The organism is Methanomassiliicoccus sp. (assembly GCA_012719175.1).
Taxonomy (GTDB): Archaea; Thermoplasmatota; Thermoplasmata; order Methanomassiliicoccales; family Methanomassiliicoccaceae; genus UBA6.
In genome coordinates this window covers 1-16,073 of the sequence record JAAYAX010000006.1, presented here as the reverse complement: position 1 = coordinate 16,073, position 16,073 = coordinate 1, and the positions used below count along the sequence as shown (strand labels likewise).

General features: G+C 58.7%; 16 protein-coding genes. 5 read left to right on the top strand and 11 right to left on the bottom strand.

Annotated elements, in window-relative coordinates; all coding sequences use genetic code 11:
- Window positions 1-447 precede the first annotated feature (447 nt).
- The 3 genes from GXX95_05555 (at window position 448) to GXX95_05545 (ending at window position 3,798) form a co-directional block, all read left to right on the top strand.
- On the top strand, window positions 448-1,494 hold the full coding sequence (locus tag GXX95_05555) for a hypothetical protein (GenBank protein ID NLT37605.1): 1,047 nt from the start codon (window positions 448-450) through the stop codon (window positions 1,492-1,494).
- 76 nt (window positions 1,495-1,570) lie between these two features.
- Window positions 1,571-2,677, top strand: a complete 1,107-nt coding sequence (locus GXX95_05550; GenBank protein ID NLT37604.1) for a TIGR00303 family protein — start codon at window positions 1,571-1,573, stop codon at window positions 2,675-2,677.
- An 83-nt stretch (window positions 2,678-2,760) separates the two neighbouring features.
- Window positions 2,761-3,798: a radical SAM protein gene (locus GXX95_05545; GenBank protein ID NLT37603.1), complete on the top strand. Its 1,038-nt coding sequence runs from the start codon at window positions 2,761-2,763 to the stop codon at window positions 3,796-3,798.
- 11 nt (window positions 3,799-3,809) lie between these two features.
- Here GXX95_05545 and GXX95_05540 read toward each other — a convergent pair whose 3' ends face one another.
- From GXX95_05540 to GXX95_05500, 9 genes are all read right to left on the bottom strand, one after another.
- On the bottom strand, window positions 3,810-4,415 hold the full coding sequence (locus GXX95_05540; GenBank protein NLT37602.1) for an NTP transferase domain-containing protein: 606 nt from the start codon (window positions 4,413-4,415) through the stop codon (window positions 3,810-3,812).
- A gap of 2 nt (window positions 4,416-4,417) precedes the next feature.
- A complete protein-coding gene (gene cobS, locus GXX95_05535; protein ID NLT37601.1) occupies window positions 4,418-5,212 on the bottom strand; it encodes an adenosylcobinamide-GDP ribazoletransferase in 795 nt (264 codons plus the stop codon).
- Window positions 5,200-6,342, bottom strand: coding sequence for a hypothetical protein (locus tag GXX95_05530; protein NLT37600.1), 1,143 nt, complete (start codon window positions 6,340-6,342; stop codon window positions 5,200-5,202). The genes cobS and GXX95_05530 overlap by 13 nt, the downstream gene beginning before the upstream one ends.
- A gap of 9 nt (window positions 6,343-6,351) precedes the next feature.
- Window positions 6,352-7,356 (bottom strand): cobalamin biosynthesis protein CobD, encoded by a 1,005-nt coding sequence (gene cobD / locus GXX95_05525; protein NLT37599.1) that lies wholly within the window; start codon window positions 7,354-7,356, stop codon window positions 6,352-6,354.
- Window positions 7,357-7,360: 4 nt separating this feature from the next.
- Complete coding sequence (locus tag GXX95_05520; GenBank protein NLT37598.1) at window positions 7,361-8,488, bottom strand: histidinol-phosphate aminotransferase family protein; 1,128 nt, start codon at window positions 8,486-8,488, stop codon at window positions 7,361-7,363.
- Window positions 8,485-9,291 carry an ABC transporter ATP-binding protein gene (locus GXX95_05515; protein NLT37597.1) on the bottom strand — a complete coding sequence of 269 codons (807 nt, stop codon included), beginning with the start codon at window positions 9,289-9,291 and terminating at the stop codon, window positions 8,485-8,487. Before GXX95_05515 ends, GXX95_05520 begins: the two co-directional genes overlap by 4 nt.
- Window positions 9,281-10,327 carry an iron ABC transporter permease gene (locus GXX95_05510; protein ID NLT37596.1) on the bottom strand — a complete coding sequence of 349 codons (1,047 nt, stop codon included), beginning with the start codon at window positions 10,325-10,327 and terminating at the stop codon, window positions 9,281-9,283. The genes GXX95_05515 and GXX95_05510 overlap by 11 nt, the downstream gene beginning before the upstream one ends.
- A gap of 18 nt (window positions 10,328-10,345) precedes the next feature.
- Window positions 10,346-11,446: an ABC transporter substrate-binding protein gene (locus GXX95_05505; GenBank protein ID NLT37595.1), complete on the bottom strand. Its 1,101-nt coding sequence runs from the start codon at window positions 11,444-11,446 to the stop codon at window positions 10,346-10,348.
- A gap of 135 nt (window positions 11,447-11,581) precedes the next feature.
- Window positions 11,582-12,655 carry a branched-chain amino acid aminotransferase gene (locus GXX95_05500; protein NLT37594.1) on the bottom strand — a complete coding sequence of 358 codons (1,074 nt, stop codon included), beginning with the start codon at window positions 12,653-12,655 and terminating at the stop codon, window positions 11,582-11,584.
- 337 nt (window positions 12,656-12,992) lie between these two features.
- Here GXX95_05500 and dcd point away from each other — a divergent pair, with 337 nt between their 5' ends.
- Window positions 12,993-13,511, top strand: a complete 519-nt coding sequence (dcd, locus tag GXX95_05495) for a dCTP deaminase (GenBank protein ID NLT37593.1) — start codon at window positions 12,993-12,995, stop codon at window positions 13,509-13,511.
- Here dcd and GXX95_05490 read toward each other — a convergent pair.
- Complete coding sequence (locus GXX95_05490) at window positions 13,458-14,477, bottom strand: class I SAM-dependent methyltransferase family protein (protein ID NLT37592.1); 1,020 nt, start codon at window positions 14,475-14,477, stop codon at window positions 13,458-13,460. The genes dcd and GXX95_05490 overlap by 54 nt on opposite strands.
- A gap of 12 nt (window positions 14,478-14,489) precedes the next feature.
- Here GXX95_05490 and dph5 point away from each other — a divergent pair, with 12 nt between their 5' ends.
- Window positions 14,490-15,308, top strand: a complete 819-nt coding sequence (gene dph5 / locus GXX95_05485) for a diphthine synthase (GenBank protein NLT37591.1) — start codon at window positions 14,490-14,492, stop codon at window positions 15,306-15,308.
- Here dph5 and GXX95_05480 read toward each other — a convergent pair.
- A partial coding sequence (locus GXX95_05480; GenBank protein NLT37590.1) for a hypothetical protein occupies window positions 15,285-16,073 on the bottom strand: 789 nt, incomplete at its 5' end. The genes dph5 and GXX95_05480 overlap by 24 nt on opposite strands.

Genomic DNA, 16,073 nt, shown 5'->3' with positions numbered 1-16,073 from the left:
GGATACGCCGCCCCACCGGTCCTTGCCAGTACCATCTGATGTTACTTGGACGGACAGTGCCGAGGGCTTATGGTGCGGCCTCACAACATGGCGGGCATCCGCCGCAGCAGGAGGGACTGACATCATTTCCGGTCCTTCCGTTCTGCTGACCCAGGTTGCCCAATGTGCGATGAGCGCATCACGACCACCCTCTGGTCGTGCTTCCGTCCTTCCGCATTCCCTTGTCGTCCCCCTTAAAGGGCTGATAGTAATTAACCTTCTCTGTTCCCATGCACCACAATCTTCACGGTGAGGGTCCCGAACAGCCATCAGTTCATCCAGTTCACGTTCGTATAACCGGATTTCGCGAATGCACGAACAAGAAGATTGCCGCCCATCGAATAGATAGCGAAGACTTATTAGCCGAACTCATTATTTGGGTTCAAAACCCTAGGACGGAGATATATCGTGAACACTTTGGTAATCCTCTTGGACGGGGCGGCTGACGATAAGATCCCAGAGTTGGGTGGGCTCACCCCTCTGGAGAGCTTCGACAAGAGGTTCATCGACGGCATCGCCACCAGCGGTGACTTCGGATGCACGGACGGTAAGGGTTACACACATCTCTTCCTCTTGGAATTCTTCTCCGGCAAGCCGCTCAACATCCCCCGTGGGCTCATAGAGGCGGTCGGACTCGGCGTGCCAGTGGAGTCGCATCAGGTGGCCTACCGGTTCTCCCCCATACACATGAAGGGAGGCAGCTTCGAGTGGGCCTACAGAGTTTCCAGGGACATGCATGAAAGTCTCCAGAAGGCGATGATAAGCAACCTCGACCTGCTGACCGACCTCAACCCCCGCCTGTACTTCTACGAGGACGGCCGGGGAGTGATGACCCTGGACACCGATCATGTGCAGGCCTTCCCCAGCCCACCGGCACCGGTCGTAGATAACGGCGTCAAGCTGGGCGAGTTCGAGGCCTTCATCAACCGCACCGCCAAGGACCTCGACGGCCTCACGGTCATGCCCTGGGGAGGAGGCTCCATGCTAGACGGGGGAGATACCAAGCCGCTGCCGCCGGCCAAGGACATGGTGGTCGTGTCTCAGAGCCCCTCGGCCCTGGGGGTGGCAGGCGTCCTCAACATGCGCCGCAGGGTCGTGGACAACATGTGGAGCGGGTTCCAGGAATCGTTCCGGCTTCTGAAGACGTCCAATGTGTTCATGCACGTGGAGGAGACGGATGACATATCCCATCGCCGCGCCCCGGACCAGAAGGTATCGCTGCTGAAGGAGGTCGATGACATCCTGCTGGAGAACGTGGAGCGCATGATGGGGCATAGAGTGGCCTTCGTCATTGACCACGGAACATCCTCCGTCACTGGTCAGCACATCCTCATGAAGACCCCTTACGCTGCCGGGGTAGTGACCGTGCCCGACCGCCGGACCGTCCGCTTCTGCGAGAAGACGGAAAAGTACCAGCCGCTTAATAGGCTGCTATGCTCTCTCGTCGGCAAGTAGTCTAACGACATCGTTTAATAGGTCCTATTCCTTCGGTTGGATGTATTGTCCAACATGTAGATGATGAGGTGAGATTATGTCGTTCAAGGTGCCAGAGGATATCGCCATAGGCTTGGAAGAGGAGATGGGCAGGAAGTTCCTGGAGCACATATGGGGCAAAAGGCCGACATATGCCTGCGTGATCGGCAACACCGAGACCGCGAAGATCCCTGGCCTGTCGGCCGCGGGAGCCAATCCGGAGGCCTGCGATTTCACCCCGGCCGCGGACATGGAACTTTTGTTCTTTGGCAAGTGCAAATGCATGGACGGCGTACCGGTCACGCCTGATGGGATCCCCACGCCCGGCATAGTGGCCATGTCTGCCATCAAGCTGACGTCCATGCCCATCTTCGTGGTCAACGGCGGCCTGAAGGTCCGCCCCCATATCCCGTACTTCGATGTGGACGGGTCGCCTGGCGAGGATATCAGGACCGGCCGGGCGGTGAAGGACCCCGAGAAGAGCTTTGACCGCGCCGTTCTGGCCGGAAGGAACCTCGCCAAGATCAGTGACTATCTCGTGGTGGCCGAGTCCATACCTGGTGGCACCACTACCGCCCTAGGCGTTCTCACCGCGTTGGGGTATGATGCCACGGGGAAGGTCTCCAGCACCCTTCCGGCGAACCCCCACTCCCTGAAGAACCAGGTCGTGCAGGAAGGTCTGATGGCCAACGGGATGGGCAAGGACGGTTTCAAGAACGATCCCATGGCCGCCATAGAGGCGGTGGGCGACCCCATGATGGCGCCCGCAGCTGGCCTGGTGGTAGGGGCGGCGGAGTCGGTCCCCGTCATCATGGCCGGAGGGACCCAGATGGCCGCCGTCCTGGCGGTCGTCAAGGGCATGGACAGCTCCGTCCTCAAGAACGTGGCCCTGGGGACCACCAGGTGGATCATGAAGGACAACACCTCCGACCTGAAGGACCTGGTCTCACAGATAGGAAAGGTGCCCATCCTATCCGCCAACCTCAACTTCTCCACCTCCCGCTACGATGGGCTGAAGATCTACGAGACCGGCCTGGTCAAAGAGGGCGTGGGAGCCGGTGGCTCCACCATCGCAGCCATCGCCCAGAGCGAGGGCAAGATCACCGCCCGCACCATGCTCGACGAGATCGAGAAGAACTACGCAAGGTTGGTCTCCCGGCGCTGAGGCCGCCGGAACCGTTCTTACATTTCGACCGAAGTGACGGCGGTACGATTTATGTCCTAGATGACCAATGGTAAAGGACCGTGTTGACGTCTTCACTGGGACGATACGAGGAGATACTTCACGGAACGTCCTCCGCCCGGTACTTGCTGGCTCGATCCGTTCCGGTCGAGTTCAAGGAACGCCTACCGCTCGCGGAGAAATGGGACCTCCACCATGTGAAGATGGAGATGCTTCGGGAGGTCATCGGCCGCAGGGAACCGCCCCGGACGGTCACACCCAACCTCATGGACCTCAAAGTGTCGATCGCCAGGGACCTGGTCCGGGAATGCTGCTTGTGCGAGCATCGCTGCGGAACGGACCGGTCCCTCACCCCGGGGCGATGCGGTGTCATGGAGAGCCGTGTGTCCAGCCACTTCGTGCACATGGGTGAGGAGGAACCTCTGGTCCCCTCCTACACGGTGTTCTTCTCAGGGTGCAATCTACGCTGCGTTTTCTGCCAGAACTACGACATCAGCACCCGTCCCGACGCTGGACTCATCTATCCCGCTGAGGATATGGCGGCCCTGCTGAGCAGGCTGGCCCGTCCCAAAGGAACTGGATACACAGCTCACGCCCATGAGGATGTGAAGAACGTAAACTGGGTGGGAGGTGACCCCACGCCCCATCTCCCCTACATACTGGACGTCCTCTCGCGTTCCCATGCCAATATCGCCCAGGTGTGGAACTCCAACATGTACCTGACAAAGCCTGCCCTATCCCTGCTGGACGGGTGCATGGATATCTACCTCACGGACCTGAAGTTCGGCAACGATGCCTGTGCTCTGAGGCTTTCAGATGCTCCGTGCTACATGAGCACGGTCACCCGCAACCATATTATGGCCGCCGCTCAGGGCGAGGTCATCGTTCGTCATCTCATGCTCCCCCACCACCTGGAGTGCTGCACCCTTCCGGTTGTTGATTGGCTCGCGGATAACATGCCAGGAGCTGCCGTAAATATCATGGCTCAATACCGCCCTGCACACCATGCATGGAGTTACCCGGAGCTTCGGGAAACGGTCTCCCTCGGAGAGCACAGGAGGGTTCTGGAGATCGCCGAAAAGAAGGGTCTATTCTTGATCTGAACGCCATCAATTCAGGGGGCCAAGCGACGGGTGAGCACCATCTCCGCCCGCCGCAGGTCACCGACGGTGTTCACGTTGAGAGCCAGCTCCTCCGACTCTGAGATCATGTAGGACTGCTCCAGCTCCAGCCCGGTGAGCATGGCCTTGCGGTCCACGACCGAGACCCCGCACAGGACCACCTCGCGACCGTCCACCGTCAGCGAGTACGTAAGGTTGAGGCCCAAGGCCCTCATCAGTTCCACGGGAACTGTTACGCAGAAGGAACCTACCTTCATCCCTTCGGCCTGTCGCAGCACCTCTTCAATGGTCTCCGGGCGGATCAGGGGCATATCTGCTGGCAACACCATGACCTGGTCGGTGGCCAGTCCGCTCATCGCCTGGTTGAGGTCCTCACTGTACCCTCTGCCGTCAGTGATGATGACATCGATCCCTCTCTTACGCAGATGCTCCTCCGTCCGAGGGGTGTTCGAGGTGATGGAGACGAGCACCGCTCCTACTCCGCTCGAGGCCATGACCGCTTCCAGCACCCTATCGATCATGGGTATGCCAAGGACGGGGATGAGGGGCTTCTCGCCCTCCATCTGCTTGATCCTACTGCCCTTCCCCCCCGCGGTCACGATCACATCGACAGGAACAGCATCACCCCTAATATCCCCACTATGACTACAGCAGGCTTGGCCAGCTCGTTTGTGGCTCCCATTATATCCCCGTTGACGCAGCCGAAGCTGCCATGCGCCTTGGCGGCAACTAGGGCTCCGGCGACGACGCTGGTGAGGACCATCAGGGTGATCAGGGTAATTGAGAAAAGCCCTAACCACGGGTACAGGAGGGGGATGAACAGAGATAGGAGGACGAACGACAGGCCTGAGGACAGGGCGGCATGGCCCTTCCGGCAGTTGCGCACGAACGGGCTCCCCAGCCCCTCGCGGGACGTGCCCAGAGCGGCCACCGTGACCAGGGCGTTCTTGCCCAGGACCTCCATGGCCAGCGGCAGGAAGAAGATAGCGTAGTCCCCCTCCCGACCGACGGACGTGAGGGCAGCGATGGTGAGAATGGTGAACATTATTCCGAAGCCAACGCCCCCGGCCCCCACCCTGGTGTCCTTCATGGCCGCCAGCTTCTTCTCGTGCGGTCCTGTGGCTATCAGCCCGTCCCCTAGATCGATGAGGCCATCGAAGTGCAGGAACCTGTTCAGGCCGTGCATCACCAGGATCACCAGGGTCGCTGACACCAGGCTGTCCAGGACGCGGGTCAGGAGCAGGAACAGGCCTCCGGCGATCACTCCGTAGAAAAGGCCGATGATGGGGGTTAGCCAGAAGTGGTGCGACAGCTGGTCCACGTCCTCCATATCGACGTTCACGGGAATGACCGTGAACAGCGAGAACTGCGCTTTGATGGCGCCTAGGAACCTAATTTGTCCTCACCCTCCAGCAGCTCGGTGTAGATCCTGGACATGATGGACCCGATGAGCGAGGCGACGATGTCATCGTGGAAAGGTCCTAGGACCCCGAGGATCCCCGGCTTCTTCTTGTCATAGCGTATGTACTCGAAGAGACCTTTGGTGCCGGCGATATACTGTGCGAGGGCTATCCCCAGCAGCTCGTCCGCCACCAGGTGCACGGGGTCCTCGCGGAACCGTCCCCGGTCCAGGCCGTACAGGTCGTCCCGGTTGCCCTTTTCCTCCAGGGCGAAGGCGGCGTACATCATGGCGTTGACGTTGATGTCCTTCCGCAGAACGGTCAGGTGCTTGAGGAACATCTGTTTCAAGGCCTCAGTGTCCCAGGAAGGGTCCGGGACATAAAGGGCGAGGGCCGCCTCCCACAATTCATCCGGACCGATGCCCAGCTCATCCAGGCGGTACCCGAAGTCCCTGGGACCACCGTTCTTGTTCCACTTGCGGACGGAATCGGCGACCGCCTCCCTCACCGTTCGGGCCATGATCATCCCGGCATCGGTGGCCGGCCCGCAGTAAAAGTCCCCCTCTCCCAGGGGACAGGCCACGGCCACGGCATCGCTGGTGGTCCCTGTGCCCTTGACGTTCATGTCCATCAGTGCCGCGCTCTTGGCCTCGGTCACGGTTATGAAAGCGCCTGCCAGACCCCCACACTCTATAGGGGAGTCCAGGAGGGCGATGATGTTTATGGTCCCGGCCACATGCTTGGGCAGGAGGTCGATGATCTCCTGGGGGAGCCTCTCCCCGGCATAGACGGCGTTGGTCACTCCAGCGGTGACTATGGCAATGACCTTCTTGCCGTTGAGCTCGTCCCTCTTCACGGTGAGGACGCGCGCTACGTCGGCGGCGGTCATGAAGCCCACGCTGTCATTCGGAAGGCCGTACTTGGTGCACACGTTCAAGAGGTCCTCCTCCGGGTGGTTGTTGTCGTAGCCCATCTTGACCTCCAGGATGAAGATGGTGTCCGTCTCCATGAAGCCGCCGCCCATGAGGGTGGAGCTGAGCACCTTGAACCTTGACGGCAGGTGCACGATGGCCACTGGTCTGTCCTGATATTCGCCCATCTCTATCCCAACATCGAAATCCGACATATTTGCACCTCACCTCAGGCCCAGCATACCTAAGAGGACGTCCTCAAGGTACAGCTGGACGTGTATACCTACGAATGTGAAAAGGGGGAGCATGATCAGGACGAAGAAGATCACCGCCGTCAACTTCATCACTCTGATGGTGTCCCTTATGACCAGGGGATCAAGGGACACCTCTCCATCTCCCATGTTGTAGTACCCCACCTTCTCGAACCTCACATGGAGGCCCCCAGCGACCGAGGCCATGGGCCATCCCTTGTTGGGGCTGCTGGTCTGGTGGTGATCGCGTAAAGCGGTGCGCCAGGCGTTCCGCCAATCCTTCCTGAGCAGGGCGAGGGAAAGCATGATGAAGGGGACGGAGAGGCGGGCGACCAGGTAGTGCGCGCAATCATCCAGGCGGGCTGTGAACCAGCCAACGTACCGATGCTTCTCACTGAGATAGCCTATCATTCCGTCCCCGGTGTTGGCGACCCTCAGGAACGCGGCCCCGGGTATCCCGGCGAGGCCGAAGTAGAACATGGGTGAGAGGACAGAGTCCACAAGGTTCTCGGACACCGTCTCCGCTGCACAGGAGATGACATGGGCACGATCGAGCTTGTTCACATCCCGCGATACCACCATGGACGCTTTCTTTCGCGCGGCGTCCAGATCGTCCCTCATGAGATCGTCCACCATGGGTGCGGTATGGGTCTCCAGCGCGCGGATGGCGAAGAGCGTCTTGAAGATTATCGCACAGGCGGCGGCCCACACCAACATCCCCAGCCACCAACGCGTCAAGGCGAGAATGATAGTGAAACCGAGGACGAAGACAAGGATGGGTATCAAGATCACGAGAACGCCCAGCGCCCTTTCCTTTCGTGTTCGGCGGGGCTCATCCCTCTTGACCAGGCCGTCGAGCGCCCCTATCAACCTACCCATCCACACCACGGGGTGGACGCGATTAGGTGGCTCTCCCAACGCCAGATCGATGACCAACGCCACTAGCGGAATGATGATAGCGTAAAGCCAGAGGTCCACACGACTACCTTCCTGAATGTAGTTCCTCTACCGTGGCCTTCAGCGCCTCCAAGAACTCATCGTCGCTCTCCCTGGTCTTCACGCAGAAGCGCGAGTAAGATTGGCCAGGAGGGCCGAAGGAGGAGCAGTCGCGGACCAGGACGTTATGGGTAAGCATCATCTCCTTGAACTTCGGGGAGGTGATCCCCAGAGGCCTCAGGGGATGGAAGAAGAAGTATGAATCAGGCATACGGATCCTGCGCTTGAGGATGTGCGATATCCCATCGCGCATCCTCTGCTTCTCGTCCAAAAGGAGGCGGATAGCATTGCGCACATGCTCCTGCTCGTTGGTCATGAGCTTTGTGGCCACCCTCTGCTCGATCGTTCCCAGGTTCCAGGACAGCCGGGCGGCGTCCATGTAGCGGACGACGTCCTTGCTTCCGAAGCCGTAGCCCACACGAAGCCCGGGCATGGCGAACGATTTTGTGAAGGACCTGATGATGAACATGTTGTCGTTGGCGGCCACCTCCCCCACGCAGGTGACCTCGCTATCCTTTTCGGAGAGCTCCAGGAGGGTCTCGTCCAGGAACACCATTATGTCCCGGCGTCCCGCCTCTTTGACGACCTCCATGACCTCCTTGCGGGTGAGCATCCGAGCGGTGGGGTTGTTGGGATTGCACACGTAGATCGCCTTGGTGCCCGGTACCATGGCATCTATGAACCCGGAGATATCCGGGTGGAAGCCATCGTCCTCCGGCAGGGGAACGTCCGCGAACTTGGCGCCCATGAGCTGGCAGGCGAAGCCGTACTCGGAGAACGTAGGGCGAGGCATGATGACCTTGTCCCCTGGCTTGACGAAAACCTCAGGGAACAGCCTGATGAGCTCGGCCGAGCCCGCGCCGACAACTATGTTCGCTGCAGGAAGCGCATATCTCTGGGAGATCGCCTCTTTAAGGTCCTTGCAGTGATCGTCAGGATAATTGACCATATCACTAGCCGCTTCCTGGATGTAATCGTTCAAACGCTCGGGAGGGCCTAGGGGATTGACGTTGGAGCTGAAGTCCCTGACCTCCAGTCGTCCCCACACATCGCCACCGTGCTTTGGCCGTAGCATGCCCAGGACCTCCGTGCGCACTCGGTCCTCAAGGCTCATCGGCCATCCTCCTTCCGTCGGGTCCTGCGGGGTATGGCATATATGCTGTCCCCATCGTTGAAGATCGCCACCTCCACACCATAGACCTGCTCTACCATCTCTGAGGTTATGACCTCCTCCGGCCGTCCGAAGGCCACTATCTTGCCCTTGGACAATATCATGACCTTGTCACAGTACTTGGCCAGAAGGTTGAGGTCGTGGGAGGCGATGACTATCGTGACGTTTCCGCTCAGCATGTCCCGGAGGTGTTCCATTATCTCCAGCTTGTACCTGAGGTCGAGGTGCGCCGAGGGCTCGTCCACCAGCATGACCCTGGGGCACTGCACGACGGCTTTGGCCAGGAGAACCCTTTGTGCCTCACCGGATGAGAGCTCGGAGAATCTCCTGTCTCGGAGGTGATAGACACCGAACTTCTCCATGGCTTCCACCACCATGCTCTCGTCCTCCTTGTTGTCCCACCACAGTCCTTGAGCGAATGGATACCGCCCCAGGAAGACGAGTTCCTGCACGGACATATTGAAGTCCTCGCTGAACTCGGTGGGGACGTTGGCGCAGACCTTGGCGATCTCCTCGATCTTCATCTTGGTGAGGTCCTTGCCCTCCATCATAATAGTCCCTACTCTGGGGCGAAGGATGCCGTTGATCAGGCGAAGCAAGGTGCTCTTTCCAGAGCCGTTGGGGCCGATAAGGCCGATGAACTCTCCCCTATTCCCTTCGAACTCCACTCCTCTCAGGACCTCAGTGCCGTTATAGCCGAACTGGACACCTTCGATCTTAATTGATATCTGCGGGTCATCCGCCATATTCTTTCCCCCTCTTAATCATGAGATAAACGAAGAACGGCGCACCGATGAGGGATATGACCGCCCCTATAGGCAGCTCGTTGGGCCGCACCGCCAGGCGAGAGAATATGTCCGCTGCAAGGAGCACGTTGGCTCCTAAGATCATAGAGGTTGGTATCAGCAGCCTGTGATCGCCTCCCACGAGCATACGGGAAGTATGGGGAACGATGAGCCCCAGGAAGCCTATTATCCCGGAGAAGGCCACAGATATGGCCGTGAGCACCGAGACCACCAGGATGGTGATGCGCTTAAATAGCCTCACGTCCAGGCCCAGATGCTTGGCGTGCTCGTCCCCCAGAAGGATGACGTTGAACTCCCTGGCATACAGTAGGAATACCATTGATAATATGAGGATGGGGACGATGATGATGAGGGCCTTGGTCCAGGACATATAGGCGAACGAGCCGTAGAGCCAGAACAACGCCCCATGCAGCCGGTTGTCGTCGCTGGACACTATGAGGACGGTGGTGATGGAGGATATGGCGATGCCTATGATCATGCCGCTCAGTACAAAGTTTACCGAGCGCCCTCCCGCGGATTCGGCCAGGGTCATAGTGATGAAGAACGCCACCAGGGCCCCGATGAGCGCGGCCACGGGGGTCGTGAACTCCGCAAGCGAAACGATGGATATGCCTGCCAGTATGGAAAGGATGGCACCCAGGGCGGCACCAGAGGAAACGCCGGTGATGTAAGGGTCGACCAAGGGGTTGCGGATAAGTGCCTGCATCACCACGCCGGACACGGAGAGGCCTATGCCCACGCCCATGACCGCCACGCTGCGGACCATTCTTGACCACACGATCTGCTGGGAGGCATCACCCTCGGCGGGGCCGAAGTTGGTGATGATGGAGATCATGCTGTTAATGACCGTCGAGAAATCGATATCCACCGCTCCCATTGACCACGAGATCATCAGGAGGAGAAAAAGGGAAAGAAGGCCGATGACCAGCACTAACACTAGCTTTGCTTTCGACTTCTGGACGATCGAACCTTCCATTGATTTTACCCCGGTGCCTTACTCGCGCCAACTCGCCACCAAGACGGCGGGGGTGAACTGGGACGCGGTCCCGGAGGGGAGGTAGTCCACGTAATCATCGCCGATGACGTTCACGCCATCGGTGGAGTGGGGCACCTCGCCGCTGAACTTATCCGGATGCATTATCTCAGCCAGTAGCTGGACCGCATCGACCGTCCTCACCGACTCTCGGTTGAAGATGTTCTCGCTTTCCCCGGTCAAGAAGTATATGTTATTATTCTTTGCCGCAGGACTCTCCTTCCAGAGGGAGTCACTCTTGAACCAGGCACTGGTGTTCTCAGGCGTTTCAGGGGAGTACATGATGGTCATGAAGATGTAGTCCACAGTGGATGCCTTGCTCTTCAGGACCTCCTCCGAGGCCATCTCAAAGCCGCTCATTTCCGCGAACACGTTGTCCCCTCCAGCCAGGTCGATGATCTCACCGATCGCCGTCCCTCCGCCCGCTGGCCATACGTTGGTGAATCCTGCCTCGGCATAGGTAACGAACATGATCGACGGCTTGTCCTCACCACTAATGCCTGCGCTGACGGAGTTTATCCGGGACTGCATGTCCTCCACCAGATCGTTGGCTTTGGACTCAAGGCCCACAAGCTTCCCGATCATCTCGATGTTGTCGTAGACCATTGATATGTTGGTGGCTGCGTTCACTATGAGCACCGTATATCCAGAAGATCGGAGCTGGATCGCCATATCCGTCTGGGTCTGAACGCTGTTGCTCACTATGACCAGGTCAGGGTTGTAGGATATGACCTTTTCATAGCTGGGAGTGTAGAAGCCACCGATGGTCTTGCCCGCATCGCGAAGGGTTTTGACCTCTTGAGGGTAGTCGCAGTAGTCCGTGACCGCCACCAGCTTATCCGTGAGGTCCATAGCCGCCACGATCTCCGATATGTCCGGCGCGCAGGACACTATCCTCTGAGGAGACGCGCTCAATGTGACGTTCGTACCCGAAGCATCCAGGACGGTGGCCGTCTGCGACGCTGAGTTATTGTTCTGGCTCAATGCCACCACTGCCACCACGGCCACTACGAGAACGGCCACCAGTGCAATGGCGATCATCTTCCTGTTTCCTGACCCCATATAATCACCCTAGAACGATACTCTTCCATAGTTGGATGATTCATCCAACATTGAGTAGATAATGGTGGGCATATAAGGTCTTTCCGAGAGTTGGATGTATCGACGTTCTTAGAATGAAAAACTGGGGGAAGGGGTTTAGATATCGAGGTGGTGGACCCACCCGAAGGGGTCCGGTCTCTCGCCGACCTGGATGCCGGTGATCTCGTCGAAGAGCCTCTTGGCCAAGGGGCCAGTCCTGTTATCGTTAATGGTGACAGTCTCTCCCTTGTGGAACAGCTCTCCCACCGGAGATATTACGGCGGCAGTTCCCGTTCCGAATATCTCGGTCATGCTGCCGTCCTTGATCGAGGCCATGACCTCATCGATGCTGATCCGCCTCTCTTCGACCTTGATGCCCCAGTGCCGGGCAAGCTGCAGCACACTGTCCCTGGTGACCCCGGCGAGGATCGTGCCTTCAAGGGGAGGTGTAATGAGGGTCCCGTCCTTGTAGAAGCATATGTTCATGGTCCCCACCTCATCGATGTACTTCTCATGGACTCCATCGAGCCACAGCACCTGCGAGTAGCCTCTCTTCTTGGCCTCGTAGGCAGGCAGCAGAGAGGCAGCATAGTTGGCCGCGGTCTTGGCCTCGCCCAGCCCTCCGCGGACGGCTCGGACGAACTCCCCGGAGGTCATCAGGCTGACAGGATTGAAGCCTTCTTTGTAGTAGGCACCGACCGGGCCGGTGATGATGAAGAAGGTGTACTTCTCCGAGACCCGGACGCCGATGTAATCCTCGGTGGCGAAAGTGAATGGACGAATGTACAGGGCTGTCCCCTTCTTGCTGGGTATCCACTCCTTATCCAGAGTGACCAGGGCCTCCACCGCTCCATTGAACAGGTCCTTCTCGACGCGGGGGATGCACAGCCGATCAGAGGAGTGCAGCATCCTCTCAGAGTGCTTGTCCGGGCGGAAGATATTGACCCCGCCTCTGTGATCGCGGAAGGCCTTCAGGCCCTCGAAGACGCTCTGTCCATAGTGAAGTGCGGACAAGGATGGCAGGATCTCGAACTTTCCGAAGGGTACGATTTTCGGTACCTGCCACTCATCGTTGGCATAGTCCATCTGGAACATGTGATCGGAGAACGTCTCTCCGAAGCTCAGATGGTCGAAATCAACCTCACCGATCCTGCTGTTTACGACCTTGTGCGTTTCAAATCTCAAATACATCGCCTGTGTGCCTTTCGGTAACACGGAAGGGATATAAGATTCTGTTCTAGCTGTTTTTTCATTGGCCAGTTGAAAGAGGGCAATACAAGCTCATGAGAGAGTAGGAGAAATAATGGCGGGGGATCCGTTGACAAGAGGAGGTAACTGAATGGCGGCAGTCCAAGGGACATAACCCCCGCTTGAACGAAGACCGAAATTCGTGCTTATAAAAAGGTTGGGGTTAGTTATTAAGAGTGATAACAGTGCACACGAGGCTCCTAATTTTTAACACTGAATCGAGCTTGAGATTCGCTAGACGACTGTTCAATTATTAAGGGAAATGCCCATTTGCGTCCATATGTGCATCCTTCCCGATCATGAGATATTGGGCCGTCTCCGCGATGGCGAGCTTAAGATAAACGGTTACTCCGAAGAGTCCCTCACCCCCAACGGCTACGACCTCAGGATATCAGAGATAAAGATCTCAGGGGGAGGTGAGGTGAGAGAGGGCACGGCGGTCATCCCGGCGGGGACCATGTTCTTCGTCTCTACCGTGGAGCGGGTGGAGCTGCCGCCCACGCTCAGCGCCCAGCTCTGGCTGCGGACGTCCTGGATGAGGAAGGGACTGCTTGCCGGCCTGGGAAAGGTGGACGCCGGGTTCCATGGAACCCTCACGTTCATGGCAGTTAACGTGTCCCCCGCACCAGTGGAAGTGCCCATCGGCAGCAGGTTCGTTCAGATCGTCTTCGAGACCCTCATGTCGCCGGCCAGGCTCACCTACGAGAAAAGGAGCGGCAACTACCAGGGACAGCGGGGGGTCACGCTAGCACCAGTCCACCAAGCCGATGTCGGCGGAGAAGACGCTCATCGACGGTGAGTAGGTCTTGAGCTCCTCCGAGCGCAGGACCGTTATGATCACTCCCATGCCCCTGGCCTCTGTTACCAGGCGCTCAAGGATGGGGCCGATGTCCTCGCGCTCGCATATGGTGTAGAGGTGTATCACCCCTCCCATCTTTAGGCGGGTGAGGGCATCGTGGAAGAAGTCCCGGGCGGAGTGGGGCAGGTTCATTATGATCCTATCGGCGCAGGGCACATCGAACACCAGCTGACGGGCGTCCCCCTCCAGAGGGACGACGTTCGTGACCTTGTTCAGCTGCACGTTCCTGATCAGGTACTCCACGGCATCGCGGTTAAGGTCCATGGCGTACACCACCTCCGGGTGTGCGTGCTTGGCTATCATGATGGAGAACGGACCTGCCCCGGCGAACATATCCACGACCCTCTCCCCCTCCCTTACCAATCTGGCTACGCGGTATCGCTCGTTGGATAGCCGGGGGTTGAAGTACACCTTCGCCGGATCGATGGCCAGCCTGATGCCGTACTCAGTGTGGACGGTCTCAGTGTCGTCTTCCCCGGCGACCACCTGAAGGTCCCGCACCCGCAGCTTCCCTTTAACTCCCTTGTCCAGGGCCACGGTGCGAAGGCGGGGGAATGTCTTCATAAGAGCTTCTCCCACCGATGACGCCAGCCCCGTAAGGTCGTCGTCCAGGCGGATTATCGCCACATCGCCTATGATATCGAAGGCCGAGGGGAGCCTCTCCTTGATCCCTATGTCCACAACCATATAGGCCCGGTAGTCCGAGGTCATCAGCTCCCTTTCGTCCAGATCGGCCTCTACCAGCTCATACCCCAGCTTGGAGGCCTCCTCCGAGAGCACAGGGAACAGGATGTGGTCCCCCTCCCTACGGATGCGAAAGGAGATGTCCAGCAGCCCTTCGGCTAAAAGCTTTTTACGTATGAACTCGGCTTCTCCCCTCGGCGCCTTCAGACAGGTGGAGCGCATATGGTGTTTCCGATGGGTGAATTGATATTTGTCGGTTTAGGGATGTCCAGGGCCGAGGACATGAGCGTTAGGGCGTTGACCACCTTGCGCAACTGCGATGAGATCTATGCGGAGTACTACACTTCCAAGCTTAACGATGCCTCGCATAGGGATGTGGAGGCCTTCATCGGGAAGAAGGTGACCGTCCTCAAGCGAGGGGATGTGGAGGAGAAGGACGTTATAATCAAGGCGGCCAGGGAACGCAAGGTCGCCTTTATCACTGCTGGGGACCCCATGTCCGCGACCACCCACCTGGACCTTCGTCTCCGTGCGGTAGAGGAGGGGATAGTCACCGACCTCATAAACGGTGTGTCCATCTTCACCGCCTGCTCGGCCGCGCTTGGCCTGCAGCCATACAAGTTCGGCCGCACGGTCACCATCCCCCTGCCGGAGCAGGGGTTCCTGCCATCATCACCCTACGAGAACATCCTGGAGAACCACTCCCGGGGGCTCCACACCCTTATCCTCCTGGACATAAAGGCCGAGGAGAACCGGTACATGACCGCCCCTATGGCCATGCAGTGGCTGATGGATGCGGAGGATAGGATAGGCTCCGGCCTGGTAAAGAGCAATTCTTTGTTCTGTGCCGCCGCCCGTGTAGGCTCGCCGAATCAGGCTTTGTTCGCGGGATACCCTGACGAGATACTCACCGTGGAACTGGGGCCGCCCCTGCACTGCATGGTCATGCCTGGCCGCCTGCACTTCATGGAGGCAAGGGGGCTGGTGACCTTCGCTAACGCTCCCCGGGATATTTTGGACGAAGGGGGGTCAGGGAGCGAATCCCAGAAGTAGCATCAACCGTACGCGGTCCCCCGCCTCGGGATCGGTCCGACCGGCATATCGGATCTTAGCGTTGGGTACCCTGGGAACGACGCGGTCCAGGACAGCCTTCAATGTATACTGGTCGATCTCTCGTCCGATGACCACGAGGATGGCCAAGGCCACCTTTTCCAGCGGCTGATCGAACCAAGGGGAAGTGAACGCCTCCGTCACCGCCTGCACCTCACCGTTCATGCCCCCTCCTTCCCCTATCCCCAGACGGAAATTTTTTACCGAGCTGAGGTCACCTCGCAATGTTGCTAGGTCGGACCGCGTGAGGACCTGGGCCAGCTCGATGGCTGGGAACATCATTATGGTGTCCATGACCCTGAAGGCTCGCCGCAGCGGCAGGTTAGGGGTCAGCTTCAGGAGTCCGTCGTTCGGGTATGTTATGGTGGCATGGGCAGCTTGGATTATGCCAGGGAGGGCCCTCTCGGCCGTGTCACGTCTGCAAGGCCCTTCCACAGAGAAGGGCATGGCCGCGGAGACCACCACCAGTTCGCTCTGGCGACGCGCGAAGTGAGCTATGCCCGGCGTCAGATGGGAACCGGTCTCCCCTCCTAGACCAGTGAACAGGAAAAGGATATCACTGTCCCCCAGAGCATCCTTGACCGCCCTGACCGCATGGTTGTCCATGGAGCTTAGCAACCTGGGGGACATCGAGCGGACCATGCGCACGCTGTCATCGTCCAGGACCACCCTTCGGCGGTGTGGTTGAAGGGTGCAGATGTCCCTCGA

Coding starts and splice junctions, on each gene's coding strand:
- GXX95_05550 (NLT37604.1), top strand. CDS start 1,571: ATGTCGTTCAAGGTGCCAGAGGATATCGCCATAGGCTTGGAAGAGGAG.
- GXX95_05530 (NLT37600.1), bottom strand. CDS start 6,342: ATGTCGGATTTCGATGTTGGGATAGAGATGGGCGAATATCAGGACAGA.
- GXX95_05520 (NLT37598.1), bottom strand. CDS start 8,488: ATGAGCCTTGAGGACCGAGTGCGCACGGAGGTCCTGGGCATGCTACGG.
- GXX95_05515 (NLT37597.1), bottom strand. CDS start 9,291: ATGGCGGATGACCCGCAGATATCAATTAAGATCGAAGGTGTCCAGTTC.
- GXX95_05510 (NLT37596.1), bottom strand. CDS start 10,327: ATGGAAGGTTCGATCGTCCAGAAGTCGAAAGCAAAGCTAGTGTTAGTG.
- GXX95_05505 (NLT37595.1), bottom strand. CDS start 11,446: ATGGGGTCAGGAAACAGGAAGATGATCGCCATTGCACTGGTGGCCGTT.
- GXX95_05500 (NLT37594.1), bottom strand. CDS start 12,655: ATGTATTTGAGATTTGAAACGCACAAGGTCGTAAACAGCAGGATCGGT.
- dcd (NLT37593.1), top strand. CDS start 12,993: ATGTGCATCCTTCCCGATCATGAGATATTGGGCCGTCTCCGCGATGGC.
- GXX95_05490 (NLT37592.1), bottom strand. CDS start 14,477: ATGCGCTCCACCTGTCTGAAGGCGCCGAGGGGAGAAGCCGAGTTCATA.
- dph5 (NLT37591.1), top strand. CDS start 14,490: ATGGGTGAATTGATATTTGTCGGTTTAGGGATGTCCAGGGCCGAGGAC.